Origin of the sequence: Halobacillus kuroshimensis DSM 18393, assembly GCF_000425705.1 — a bacterium.
GTDB classification, from domain to species: domain Bacteria; phylum Bacillota; class Bacilli; order Bacillales; family Halobacillaceae; genus Halobacillus; species Halobacillus kuroshimensis.
In genome coordinates this window covers 896987-909851 of record NZ_AUDY01000008.1, presented here as the reverse complement: position 1 = coordinate 909851, position 12865 = coordinate 896987, and the positions used below count along the sequence as shown (strand labels likewise).

The window sequence follows — 12865 nt, the reverse complement described above, 5'->3', positions numbered from 1 at the left end:
AGACCTCCGGCAGCGGAGGTCTTTTTTTGTTTTCCAGGATGGTCTTAGTCAATGGGGTTTTTGTTTTCATCCAATGTAAACCCCTCACCCATCACATCATGGACGTGACTGACGGCTACAAACGCATGAGGGTCAATTTGTTCGATAATGGTCTTCAGCCGTACAATTTCGTTTTTTGCAATTACACAATAGAGAACATCCCGTTTGGAACCGGAAAACGACCCACGGCCGTCAAGTACGGTCACACCACGATCCATCTCCTGCATAACTTTTTGTGAGATTTCTTCGCTCTTTTCCGATATGATTGTCGTCCCACGGGCAGCGTAGGCACCTTCCTGGATGAAATCAATCACCTTCGCACCGACAAAAACAGCGACAAGCGTGTACATTCCCCGGACATGTTCCAGATAAGTAATGGCAGAAATGAAAATCACGAGAGCATCAAAAACGAACATCGCCCGGCCCATGCTCCAGCCGAGGTATTTGTTGATGAGCCTGGCGATGATGTCCACACCGCCGGTTGTTCCGCCGTAGCGGAATATGATTCCTAAACCGACGCCGATAAATACCCCGGCAAACAGCGAAGCCAGTGTAAGGTCATCCGAAAGGTCGATGGTAATCATAAATCGCTGGGACAAGGCGATGAATACAGAAACCGCGACAATTCCAATCAAGGAGTACAAAAATGTGGTGCGTCCTAAAATACGCCATCCGATAAAAAGGACGGGAATGTTCAAAACAATGTTCATCACAGCAGGATCCCAGTTGAATAAATACAGCAGTAAAAGGGTGATCCCTGTAAAGCCGCCTTCACCGAGTTCATTCTGGATATTAAAATGAACGATCCCGAACGAAAACACAGCGGACCCCAAAATGATCAGGGTTATATTTTTTAAACGCAGTCCGAAAATTTTCATATGTCCACCTCCAAGGTCATCTGCACGATTATCATTATAGTTGTTTGTCGAATGAGCGGCAATATGAACAGGCAGGAGAAGGTGGAATAAACGGAAAATTTGTCAAATGAGCTCCTTTTGGCTAACATTTAGAGAGAATCCGTGAAGGAAAAGAGGGATCTATAATGGAATATACAACACAGGACATACAAAAACGTGTCGATAACTACATATCACAATTTAAAGAGGGGTATTTCTCACCTCTCAGCCTTCAGGCAAGGCTTACAGAAGAAGTTGGAGAAATGGCAAGGGAAGTTAATCACCGGTATGGGGAGAAACCTAAGAAAAAGACAGAGAAGGATAAAGCATTGGAAGAGGAGCTTGGCGATGTAATCTTTGTACTGACTTGTTTCGCGAACTCTCTTGATATCGACCTGTCAGAGGCATTTGAGCAGTCCATGAGCAAAATTGAAACACGGGACAAAGACCGTTGGACCAAAAAGGAGGAAGAGTAATGAAAACGATTAAGGTGATTGTAGCAGGACCTCGTGGTAAAATGGGCAGTGAAGCCTTGAATATGATGCAACGGGAGCAGCACCTGAGCCTGGCCGCATGTATTGACAGGGAAAATGACGGCATCAATGTCAAGGATATCCACGGACTCCCTGACTTGGACGCTTTGATCTACACGGATGCTGAAGCCTGCCTGAATGAGGTGGAGGCGGACGTACTGATCGATCTTACGACACCGGATAACGGGTATATCCATACAAAGCTTGCGCTGAACAATGGGGTGCGTCCGGTGGTCGGCACAACTGGGTTTACACAGGAGCAGCTTCAGGAATTGACCAGCCTTGCCGAAGAAAAACAGCTGGGTACCGTAATTGCTCCGAACTTCGCCATCGGCGCCGTTTTAATGATGCAGTTTTCCAAATGGGCCGCCAAGCATTTTCCTTATGTCGAAATCATTGAAAAACATCATGACCAGAAGCTTGATGCTCCATCAGGGACAGCGGTGAAAACGGCGGAATTGATTAAGGAAGTCCGCAATCCTCATCATCAGGGCCACAAGGATGAAAAAGAAACTCTGCCGGGCGCCCGTGGTGCTGATGAAGAGGGGATGAGAATTCATAGTATGCGTCTTCCGGGGCTCGTCGCTCACCAGGAAGTCGTCTTCGGTGGACTTGGGGAAACACTCACAATCAAGCATGATTCCATTCACAGGGAATCCTTCATGAGTGGCGTAAAGCTTGCTGTTGAAAAAGCTGTTGAACTGGATACGCTGGTTTATGGATTAGAGCATCTACTCGATTAAAAGGGGAGATTGACCATGAATATTGCTTTAATTGCCCATGATAAAAAGAAAGAAGATATCATTCAGTTTACAAAAAAGCATGCCGGTGTTTTTTCGAAGCATGAACTTTTCGCAACGGGTACTACAGGTATGCGGATTGCGGATGAAACGGGATTGGACGTCACACGTTTCCAATCCGGTCCGCTCGGCGGGGATCAGCAGATTGGAGCGAGAATTGCAGACGAACAAATGCAGATGGTCATTTTTTTCAGAGACCCGCTTACCGCCCAGCCTCATGAACCGGACATCAGTGCTCTTCTGCGCCTTTGTGATGTCCACCAGATTCCAGTTGCAACGAACCTGGCAGGCGCAGAGATTATGGTAAGAGCTCTCGATCATGACGATATTGAATGGAACAGCATCATAGAAGAGAACAGAAAACAGGAGTGAACGTAGTATGGCTAAAATAGGAATCACCTGCTACCCGACTGTCGGGGGATCAGGTGTCATCGCAACAGAACTGGGAAAGCTGCTGGCTGAAAATGGACATGAAATACATTTTGTGGCCTCACAGGTACCTTTCCGGCTGAACCGGGTGTATCCGAATATTTATTACCACGAGGTGGAGGTCAGCAGCTATCCTGTGTTTCAACATCCACCCTATGATTTGGCATTAGCAGCAAAAATGGCGGATGTCATCAACCGTGAAGAACTGGATATTCTTCATGTGCACTATGCGATGCCGCATGCGGTCTGTGCTATTTTAGCCAAGCAGATGTGTAACCGTGATGTGAAAATCATAACGACCCTTCATGGGACGGATATTACTGTACTGGGGATCGATACGAGCCTCCAGGAAATGATCAAATTCGGTATTGAGCAGTCTGACCGTGTGACCGCTGTATCCCATAGTCTCGTGGAACAGACGCAAGAAATGCTACATACAGATCGTTCCATTGATGTCATTTACAATTTCGTGGATGAACGTGAATATTACCGGAAGTCGAACCAGCACTTGAAGGACCATTACGGCATCAAGGATGAGGACGCTGTCCTGATCCACATCTCCAATTTCAGGAAGGTGAAGCGGGTGCCTGATGTGATCCAGACCTTTGCTAAAGTCCGGTCGGAAAGACCTGCAAAGCTCCTTCTCGTCGGTGACGGTCCGGAGTATTCCGCCTGTTATCAGCTTGTACAGGACCTCGGATTGGATGAGGATGTATTATTCCTTGGGAAGCAGGAAAATGTCAGTGATCTGCTTTCTATTGCTGATCTTAAGCTTCTCTTGTCCGAAAAAGAGAGCTTTGGGCTGGTTCTTCTTGAGGCGATGGCCTGCGGTGTTCCGTCCATCGGCACCAATATCGGGGGGATACCGGAAGTTATTGATCACGGTGAAACGGGTTATATAGCTGAACTGGGGAATATTGAACAGACGGCATATTTCGCCAATAGAATCCTGGCTGACAAGGACCATCATCACCAAATGTCTGAACGGGCGAAAACCGTTGTGCAGGATAAATTTGCCACAGCAACCATTTTGAATGAATATGAAGAATTGTATCGGCAGGTGCTCGCTGATGAAGCATGACCCTCTTTTTGAACAGGCCTTTGAGGTGATGCAGAGAATTGAGGAAGCCGGTGGAGAAGCATATATAGCCGGTGGTGCTGTTAGGGATCATGTAAGTGGTAGAGCGGTTGGTGACATCGATATCGCTTCATCTCTGCCTCCTTCGAAAATCCAGGAAATCTTTGAAAAGGTCATTCCTGTAGGTATCGAGCACGGCACGGTCATCGTCAGACACCGGTCCACCTCCTATGAGGTGACGACATTCCGTACAGAATCCGGATATGAGGACTACAGGCATCCCGATGAGGTGACCTTCGTCTCTGATATTCGAACAGATCTTGCCCGGCGGGACTTTACGATGAATGCAATGGCTATGGACCGACACGGTAGGATCATTGATCCTTTTGATGGTAGGAAGGCGATAAAGCATAAACAGATCAGGGCTGTCGGCAATCCTTACGACCGATTTCAGGAAGACCCTTTACGAATGATGAGGGCCGTCCGTTTTTCGAGCCAGCTTTGTTTTGAAGTGACAGGCACCACAAAAGAGGCGCTTGTAAAGCAGGCTTCACTACTCGCGAACATCTCAATGGAACGAGTTGCAGAAGAGACAAGAAAAACCTTCGCTGGTCAAGGCATAAAGAATGCATTGGGGCTTCTTGATGAAACTGGTCTGTTTCATCAGCTTCCTTTCCTTGAAGATATGGGCCTCCAGAAAAATCCTCCGCTTAGTCCTTTGAAATCGTGGCCCGAGATCGCTGTCTTCCTCTGTCTTCAGGATTCTTCTTTTTCTGTATCTGCTTTTCTTAAAACGTGGAAACGATCGAATCAGGAAAAAAGAGAGACGGATCAACTGAAGGAAGCCATGAACCTTTATACGGATGCAGATGATGTGACCTCATGGCTGGCCTACTGTCTTCCGGAATCATTGTACAGTTCATTTGACCGTGTGACGGAAGCGGCAGGAATGGACCGTGGCATAAAAGAACGCCTGTTGGATCGGAAGCATCACCTGCCAATATGCGATAGGAAAGACCTTGAGTTTGAGTCGGTGGACTTGATTGCCCTGCACCCGGATAAAAGGAAAGGCCCCTGGATATCAGAAACGATGAAGGCCGTGGAGCGCCGTGTAGTCGAAGGGGTGCTGGAGAACGATTATGAAAAAATAAAGGAGTGGGTCATCACATGGAATCCACCCGGAAACATTTGATTGAATTATTGACGAAGCAGGAAGGTCATATATCCGGCCAGCAGTTATCTGAACAGCTGAATATATCAAGGACTGCTGTATGGAAGCATATGAATGAATTGAAAAAAGACGGCTATGAAATCGAAGCGGTTCAACGGAAAGGGTATAAAATCCACGGGTTCCCGGACAAGATCAGCGAAAACACATTACAGTGGGGTCTTGAAACCCGGTGGATGGGACACCAGTTGTATCATTATGATCAGGTGGAGTCCACCCAGGAAATTGTCCATCATATGGCCAAGCAGGGGAAACCACATGGAACCGTTGTGGTCGCCGATGAACAGGTCGGAGGGAAAGGACGGATGGCCCGGAGCTGGGACTCACCGAAAGGGAAAGGGATTTGGATGAGCTTTCTGCTCAAGCCGGATCTGCCACCCGTGGAAGCGCCGCAGTTGACCCTTCTTGCGGCTACGGTCATTGCTAAAATGATTGATGAGCGCTCCGGTCTTGAGCCACAGATCAAGTGGCCGAACGATGTGTTGATCCATCACAAAAAGGTGTCGGGGATTCTTACAGAAATGCAGGCGGAACAGGATACGATCCAGTACATAGTGCTTGGCATCGGCATGAACGTCAACCAGGAGGAGGAAGACATCCCTTCTGACATCCGTTATAAAGCCTCTTCCTTTAAAATCGAATCCGGCCGTGATTGGAACATACAAAAAACGATCCAGCATTTTCTTACATTGTTTGAATCCTCCTACGACCAGTTCATCCGTGATGGTTTTCAATCGGTCAAGGAAGACTGGGAGAAGTATGGATATAAGATCGGGGAAAACGTCACGATTTCGACGATGAAAGAGACGTGGGAAGCGACTCTTCTGGGAATCGAACCGGATGGAGCTCTGCGCGCCAGGAGAAAGACAGGGGAAGAAGAGAAATTATATTCAGCGGAAATTCATTGGGGAGAAGGTGGATATCTTGCTTAACAAACAGCAGTTCCTTCAAATGAAACACGATCAAGAAAAAATAACGATGGTGACAAGCTACGATTATCCTTCTGCGAAACTAGTTGAAGCGGCGGGGGCTGATATGATTTTAGTCGGAGACAGTCTTGGTATGACCGTCCTCGGTTATGAATCCACGATTCCTGTGACCGTCGAGGATATGATCCATCACGGGAAAGCGGTCAGCCGCGGGGCAGGCCAAACCTTCAAAGTTGTAGACATGCCGTTCATGTCCTATCACATTTCCACAGCCGATACACTCAGCAATGCGAAAAAGCTTTACCAGGAAACGGGCGCACAGGCTTTGAAACTGGAAGGAAGCGGAGAAGTCTCTGAAACCATGGCTAAGCTTGTCAAAGCCGGCATTCCGGTTGTCGGACACATAGGACTGACGCCGCAGTCGGTCAATGTGCTCGGTGGTTACAAAGTGCAGGGAAAAGACAAGGAAACCGCTGCGCGTTTATTGGATGAGGCATTGGAAATCGAGAGGGCCGGGGCGATGATGCTCGTTCTCGAATGTGTACCTCGTCAGCTGGCCTCCTTAATAACCGAAAAACTGAATATCCCTACCATCGGTATTGGAGCGGGAGCCGACTGTGACGGGCAGGTTCTCGTCTATCATGATATTCTCAACTATGGAGTGGGGCGTCTTCCTAAATTTGTCAAGTCCTACACCGATGGAAATCAAGCTTTTGGTGACGGGATTTCCCGCTATGTACAAGAGGTTAAAAACGGGGAATTTCCTGAGGAAAAACATACGTTTACAATGAATATGTCGGGTCTTCCAAAGGAGTAAGTGATTGGGAATGAAAGTATTAGGTAACATTAGAGATGTACAGCAGCATGTGAAACAGGTGAAAAAGGAAGGACGCACCGTGGGATTTGTTCCAACGATGGGTTACCTTCATGAAGGACATCTGAAGTTGATCGAGACCGCCCGGAGCGAAAATGACATAGTCATCCTCAGCATCTTCGTCAATCCACTGCAGTTTGGAGCTGGAGAAGATCTGGATACATATCCCCGCGATGAAGAGCGGGACAGAAACCTAGCTGAAGAACACGGCGTGGATGTTTTATTTTTACCAACCACAGCCATGATGTATCCGGAGCCCATGTCAATTCAGCTGTCTGTCACGAAAAGGACGGACGTGCTGTGTGGGAAAAGCCGGCCCGGACACTTTGACGGGGTGGCCGCTGTTTTGACTAAATTATTCAACATCGTCATGCCTGATCAAGCTTATTTCGGGATGAAGGATGCTCAGCAGGTGGCAGTGGTTGATGCGCTGATCAACGACTTCAATTATGATATCCAACTCGTCCCTGTAGCTACAGTACGTGAGGAAGACGGCCTTGCCAAAAGCAGTCGTAACGTCCACCTCACAGCGGGGGAAAGAGATGAGGCCCCGGCGATTCAGGAATCCCTGCAGGTAGGAAGGCAGATGGTGGAGGATGGGGAGAGGAGCCCCGCCCGAATCATAGAATCGGTTACAAAGTTTCTCGAAAGCAGAACTCGTGGTAGAATAGACTATATTGAATTACTATCTTATCCTGAATTGACATCTGTGGACGTCATAGACAGGCCTGTTATTCTGGCCGCTGCCGTTTTTTATGAAAGGGCCCGGCTGATTGATAATGTGGTTTTTGACCGGAATGGAAAGATAACAACAGGGTGAGGCACAGGGAGGAAACAAGATGTTTCGAACGATGATGAAATCAAAAATTCATCGCGCCCGTGTTACGGAAGCGAATTTAAACTATGTGGGAAGCATTACGATTGATCAGGATATTCTGGATCAGGCAGAGATTCTTCCCCACGAAAAAGTCCAGGTTGTCAACAATAATAATGGTGCCCGGCTGGAGACCTATGTGATAGCCGGAGAAAGAGGCAGTGGCGTTGTCTGCCTGAACGGAGCAGCCGCCCGTCTCGTGCAGCCCGGAGATATCGTAATCATCGTAGCTTATGCCGTGCTTAGTGAGGAAGAGCTTGGGGAATTCCGTCCAAAAATTGCTCTCATGAATGAACGGAATCAGGTCGTGGAAATGATAGAGGAAGAGCCGCCTTTATCAACGCTTCCACTTTATTGAAAGCTTAAAGCATGAGAAGAGGATCTGTGCCTGTCCGTGAAGGCAGGGTCCTTCCTTTTTGTGGTGAAAGTAGGGGTAACATGACAACATTTGCAATCGTAGATTTAGAAACAACAGGAAACGCATCACCAAAAGGAGACCGGATCATTGAAATTGGAATCGTTCTAATGAATGAAGCAGGTTCCGTGATTCGTGAATTCTCTTCTTTGATCTATCCGGAAAGAGACATTCCACCTTTTATTACGTCTCTGACCGGGATTGATGAAGAGGATGTCATGGATGCGCCATTGTTTTCAGAAATTGCTGGAGACATTCATCCATTATTCAAAGATGCTTATATCGTGGCGCATAACATTGAATTTGATCTTGGTTTCCTGAATGATGAACTGCAGAGATGCGGATTTCCACGCTTACATAATCCCATCATTGATACAGTAGAACTGGCCAGGATCATGCTGCCGACTTCTTCTGCTTTTAAGCTCGGACATCTGGCCGAAAAGCTGGACATGGGCCATGACCGCCCACATCGAGCGCTGTCAGATGCCCAGGTGACTGCCGACTTGCTGCAGTATCTGCTGAAACAGATGCAGGCCCTTCCGGAAAGGACACTATCCCAGCTTCTGAAAATCGAGGGGAAGCTGAAGAGTGACTTGAGGTCCTTTATAGAGTCTGCGGTAGAGGAAGCGAGGTATCGGACCCAAAACGACACCGATATCGAAATTTTGTACGGTATAGCTGTCCGGAGCCGCCGGCCGGATGAAGTGCGTTCCGCTTCTTCTTCAATCTTTCCACCATTTGAGCAGTGGAATAAAGAGGTATATGAAGGGGAGAATGGTCTGAAATCAATGGTTCCGGAATATGAAATCCGGAAGGGACAGCAGGAAATGACCTCCCATGTCCACAAGGCTCTGGAAGAGAACCGTCACGCTGTGATCGAAGCAGGGGCCGGTACCGGGAAGTCCGCCGCCTACCTTCTTCCTGCGGTCTATCATGCGGTGAAAAATGACGAGCGTATTTTAATAACGACACATACCAACAGTCTGCAGAAACAGCTTCTTGAAGAGGAAATTCCAAAAATTGAACGGATGTTTCCAAGACCAATCCGTGCCGTTTTATACAAAGGTAAAGGTCATTACATCAGTTTGATTCACTTTCAATATGAGCTTGAGCGCAGCTATCAGGATAATTATGATACAGCTCTGACGAAAGCCATGCTTCTCGTCTGGCTCACTAAAACGCGAACCGGTGATATTGATGAAGTTCAGCTTCCTTCGAACGGCCGTCAATTCTGGCATAAGGTTTCAGCCGAGCAGTCCTCCAAAACGGAACAGCTCGGGTATACAGATGATTCCTTTTTCCAATGGGCGTTGAGGAGAGCAGAAGAGGCTGATATCATCATTACCAACCATGCTCTCTTCTGTCTTGATATCATCAAAGAAGAAACATCCCTGCCTTCCTATGATCGTGCCGTTGTGGATGAGGCCCATCACCTGGAAGCCGTAGCAGGAAGGTATTTCGGCCTGCGGATGAACTACAGGGATCTCCAGAGGTATTTAACGCAGACGACGGAACTTGCCCAGAAAAGTCTGTATAAGGGATGGCCTGTCCCGCAGTCCTTTTACAGCCACCTGAATAAACTCCAAAAGGCCGTTGATGAAGCTAAGGAAGAACTCAGCCAGTTTTCCAGGTACATTTACCAGCATGTGAAAAAACAAAGGAATTCAAGCAGAGGCAGAAGTGATGTGGGGCGGACACAGATGACTCTGGAAAAAGAACGGTCTGCCTCGTTCATGCAGAGTGCGAAGGAAATGTCGAACCGCTTTTTGTCTGCTGTGTTTGTCATAACCGAGCAGATGACGTCCATGCAGAATGAACTGCAGATCCTTCTTACATTAAAAGAAGACCACGGCATTCCTATCCTTCTTTCGAGAATCCATACACAAAAGGATGTCTGTCTGGATATCCGGCATCAGTTGATCGACTATTTTGATAGTCAGGATGAAGAGAGTGTCCGCTGGATTGAAATTGAAGGGGAAGGGGCGGCCAATTCGATTTATTTGTATAGTGAGCCATTGAACACTCCCGGCATTTTGAAGGAACGGTTGTTCAATCAGAAGAAGAGCGTCGTACTGACCAGTGCCACGCTTACAACCGGTGATTCCTTCAAATACATCCGTGATTCGCTGGGGCTTGGGGATGAACCAGATGTCATCGAGACATCGATTCCTTCTCCATATCCTTTCCACGAACAGGTGCAGCTGTTGGTCCCGGATGACTTCCCTGATATTAAAAACGATCCCGATACATTTATCGAAGCTTTGAGTGAAGCGATATATTCGACAGCACATGTCACAAACGGACGGATGATGGTGCTTTTCACCTCCTATGATATGCTCCGCCGGACATATAGTCTCTTAAAGGAATTCATAGATCCTGAAGAATTTATGATTTTCGCACAAGGGATTTCGAGCGGAAGCAGAGACCGTTTGAAAAAGAATTTCCAGGCATTCGATCAGGCCATCCTTCTCGGGACCAGTTCTTTTTGGGAAGGTGTAGATATTCCAGGGGATGATTTGTCTTGTCTCATGATGGTCCGGCTGCCCTTTGCACCCCCGGATCAGCCTGTGCAGAAGTCGATCGATCAACGGCTAAAACAGGAAGGGAAAAATGCGTTTATGGAAAAGTCCCTTCCGCAGGCGATTATCCGATTTAAACAGGGGTTCGGGCGGCTGATTAGAAGCAGCAGTGACCGAGGCGTTGTCATCGTGTGTGATCAGCGTCTGATGGAAGCGAAATATGGGAAGTATTTTCTATCATCCCTTCCTGATATACCGGTCGTTTATGACTCGACAAAAAAACTAATGGACCGGATTGAAAACTGGCTGTAACTGATACCCTGGTGCTTAAAGAGCTGTTATAATTACAATCGGGCACAGGCCTGGTAAAGGGAGGATGACACGATGGAAAACAAAATAGAAACGTTATCTACGGTTAAAATTAAAAAGACAGATGACCTCTATAAAGTGGTAGACACATTGAATCGTACATTGAAAGAAGATAATCTAATGTTTGGAATGGCGCTGGATGATGACGATGCTGAAACCGCAGTCTTCACCATATACCGTACCTAGTTGGGTCAAATGGATCGGCGGAATTATCGCTGGACTTGTCCTTCTTTCACTTATTTTTTTCATCTGGATGTATACACAAATTAATCAGGACAGAACCGCAGGCCACGAACAGGCCGCAGCCTTTGCCGTCCAGAAAACGAATCTGACGGCCGTCGATCAGGTTGAAACGTACAACGGGGAAACAGAAGTGTTCGTCGTAAAAGGGGAAGGGTCAGACGGAGAAGCCTCGCTCGTTTTCATCAATGAAGCAGTCGACACGGTTTTGACCGATGTGAATCAAGCTAAAGTTCTCTCAGAAGAACAACTGATCAGCCGGTGGTCCTCGAACTGTCCGGACTGTCGTTTCAAGGATGTCTCCTACGGTTACGAAGAGGAGCAGCCTGTCTATGAGCTCGTTTATACTGATGAGCAGGGCAGATATGTACTTGATTATTTTACATTAAGCGGAGACTCCTTTGATCAGAGGTTTGCGTTCCGACAAAACAATTAAGGAGTGAGGTTCATGAAGTTAGCAGAACGTGTACAATCATTAACACCATCTACGACATTAGCGATTACAGCCAAGGCGAAAGCGTTGAAGGCAGAAGGACATGATGTCATCGGACTTGGAGCGGGAGAACCGGACTTCAATACGCCTTCCTATATACTGGACGCCGCTAAAAAAGCGATGGATGATGGATTGACAAAATACACACCAGCGGGTGGAATTCCTGAATTGAAAGTAAGCATCACCGATAAATTGAAGCGCGATCAGGCGCTGACGTATTCCAACGAACAAATCATAGTGACAACAGGAGCCAAACACGCCCTGTTTACGCTCTTCCAGGTGATTTTGAATCCAGGTGACGAAGTGATCGTTCCTGCCCCTTACTGGGTGAGCTATCCGGAACAAATCAAACTGGCTCAAGGTAATCCGGTGATTGTTCCAGCAGAAGAAGCCAATCACTTTAAATTGACACCGGAGCAGTTGAAAGCGGCCATTACAGATCAAACCAAAGCGGTGATTATCAATTCACCGAGCAATCCGACAGGTATGATGTATTCTGAAGAGGAACTGAAAGCTCTGGGAGACATCTGTCTTGAACACGGACTGTTAATCGTTTCGGATGAAATTTATGAGAAATTGATTTATACCGAAGAAAAGCATGTTTCCATTGCGCAGCTATCAGATGAATTATACAATCAGACAGTGATCATCAATGGTGTATCCAAATCCCATTCCATGACAGGATGGAGAATCGGATTCGCTGCCGGTCCAAAAGAAATTATTAAAGGGATGACCAATTTGGCTTCCCATTCCACATCAAATCCAACTTCTATTGCCCAGTATGCGGCACTTGCCGCCTATAAAGGCTCAGAAGAAAAAGTAGTGGAAATGAAAAAAGCATTCAAGGAAAGGCTGGACGTTCTTCATGAGCTTCTTCTGGAGATTCCTGGAGTGAAGTGTGCCAAACCTTCCGGGGCCTTCTACTTGTTCCCGAACGTTCAGGAGACCGCTTCCCTATGCGGCTTTTCATCTGTGGACGACATGGTGAAAGCATTATTGGACGAAGAAAAAGTCGCTCTGGTTCCCGGGTCCGGCTTTGGAAGCCCTGAGAACGTCAGGCTTTCTTATGCAACTTCCCTGGAGCAGTTGGAGGAAGCAGCCGGACGTATCAAGCGATTCGTCGAAAAACATCAATCATAAAGCAGTGTT

At 47.2% G+C, this 12865-nt stretch carries 14 protein-coding genes; 13 read left to right on the top strand and 1 reads right to left on the bottom strand.

All coding sequences use genetic code 11. From position 1 onward, the window contains the following. Positions 1 to 44: 44 nt before the first annotated feature. Positions 45 to 917, bottom strand: a complete 873-nt coding sequence (locus H615_RS0106595) for a YitT family protein (protein WP_035531335.1) — start codon at positions 915 to 917, stop codon at positions 45 to 47. Between the two features lie 164 nt (positions 918 to 1081). Here H615_RS0106595 and H615_RS0106590 point away from each other — a divergent pair, with 164 nt between their 5' ends. The 13 genes from H615_RS0106590 to H615_RS0106530 all read left to right on the top strand — a co-directional run bounded on the left by H615_RS0106590 (position 1082) and on the right by H615_RS0106530 (position 12856). Beyond that, positions 1082 to 1411: a nucleotide pyrophosphohydrolase gene (locus tag H615_RS0106590; RefSeq protein ID WP_035531332.1), complete on the top strand. Its 330-nt coding sequence runs from the start codon at positions 1082 to 1084 to the stop codon at positions 1409 to 1411. After that, on the top strand, positions 1411 to 2211 hold the full coding sequence (dapB, locus tag H615_RS0106585; protein WP_027954400.1) for a 4-hydroxy-tetrahydrodipicolinate reductase: 801 nt from the start codon (positions 1411 to 1413) through the stop codon (positions 2209 to 2211). Before H615_RS0106590 ends, dapB begins: the two co-directional genes overlap by 1 nt. Before the next feature lie 15 nt (positions 2212 to 2226). Beyond that, a complete protein-coding gene (gene mgsA / locus H615_RS0106580; protein WP_027954399.1) occupies positions 2227 to 2640 on the top strand; it encodes a methylglyoxal synthase in 414 nt (137 codons plus the stop codon). A gap of 7 nt (positions 2641 to 2647) precedes the next feature. Further along, positions 2648 to 3778, top strand: coding sequence for an N-acetyl-alpha-D-glucosaminyl L-malate synthase BshA (gene bshA / locus H615_RS0106575; RefSeq protein WP_027954398.1), 1131 nt, complete (start codon positions 2648 to 2650; stop codon positions 3776 to 3778). Next, complete coding sequence (locus H615_RS0106570) at positions 3768 to 4967, top strand: CCA tRNA nucleotidyltransferase (RefSeq protein WP_027954397.1); 1200 nt, start codon at positions 3768 to 3770, stop codon at positions 4965 to 4967. Before bshA ends, H615_RS0106570 begins: the two co-directional genes overlap by 11 nt. After that, positions 4943 to 5935 (top strand): biotin--[acetyl-CoA-carboxylase] ligase, encoded by a 993-nt coding sequence (locus H615_RS0106565; RefSeq protein ID WP_027954396.1) that lies wholly within the window; start codon positions 4943 to 4945, stop codon positions 5933 to 5935. The genes H615_RS0106570 and H615_RS0106565 overlap by 25 nt, the downstream gene beginning before the upstream one ends. Continuing rightward, the gene (gene panB, locus H615_RS0106560; protein ID WP_027954395.1) at positions 5928 to 6749 is read left to right on the top strand and encodes a 3-methyl-2-oxobutanoate hydroxymethyltransferase; all 822 of its coding nucleotides are present in this window, start codon (positions 5928 to 5930) and stop codon (positions 6747 to 6749) included. The genes H615_RS0106565 and panB overlap by 8 nt, the downstream gene beginning before the upstream one ends. A gap of 10 nt (positions 6750 to 6759) precedes the next feature. Then, complete coding sequence (gene panC / locus H615_RS0106555) at positions 6760 to 7626, top strand: pantoate--beta-alanine ligase (protein WP_027954394.1); 867 nt, start codon at positions 6760 to 6762, stop codon at positions 7624 to 7626. A 19-nt stretch (positions 7627 to 7645) separates the two neighbouring features. Beyond that, positions 7646 to 8038, top strand: a complete 393-nt coding sequence (panD, locus tag H615_RS0106550) for an aspartate 1-decarboxylase (RefSeq protein ID WP_027954393.1) — start codon at positions 7646 to 7648, stop codon at positions 8036 to 8038. An 80-nt stretch (positions 8039 to 8118) separates the two neighbouring features. Continuing rightward, positions 8119 to 10926, top strand: coding sequence for an ATP-dependent DNA helicase DinG (dinG, locus tag H615_RS0106545; RefSeq protein ID WP_027954392.1), 2808 nt, complete (start codon positions 8119 to 8121; stop codon positions 10924 to 10926). Between the two features lie 72 nt (positions 10927 to 10998). Further along, a complete protein-coding gene (locus H615_RS22015; protein WP_084163023.1) occupies positions 10999 to 11169 on the top strand; it encodes a YpmA family protein in 171 nt (56 codons plus the stop codon). Further along, positions 11132 to 11659: a cell wall elongation regulator TseB-like domain-containing protein gene (locus tag H615_RS0106535; protein WP_051254607.1), complete on the top strand. Its 528-nt coding sequence runs from the start codon at positions 11132 to 11134 to the stop codon at positions 11657 to 11659. The genes H615_RS22015 and H615_RS0106535 overlap by 38 nt, the downstream gene beginning before the upstream one ends. A gap of 12 nt (positions 11660 to 11671) precedes the next feature. After that, on the top strand, positions 11672 to 12856 hold the full coding sequence (locus H615_RS0106530) for a pyridoxal phosphate-dependent aminotransferase (RefSeq protein ID WP_027954390.1): 1185 nt from the start codon (positions 11672 to 11674) through the stop codon (positions 12854 to 12856). Positions 12857 to 12865: the final 9 nt, after the last annotated feature.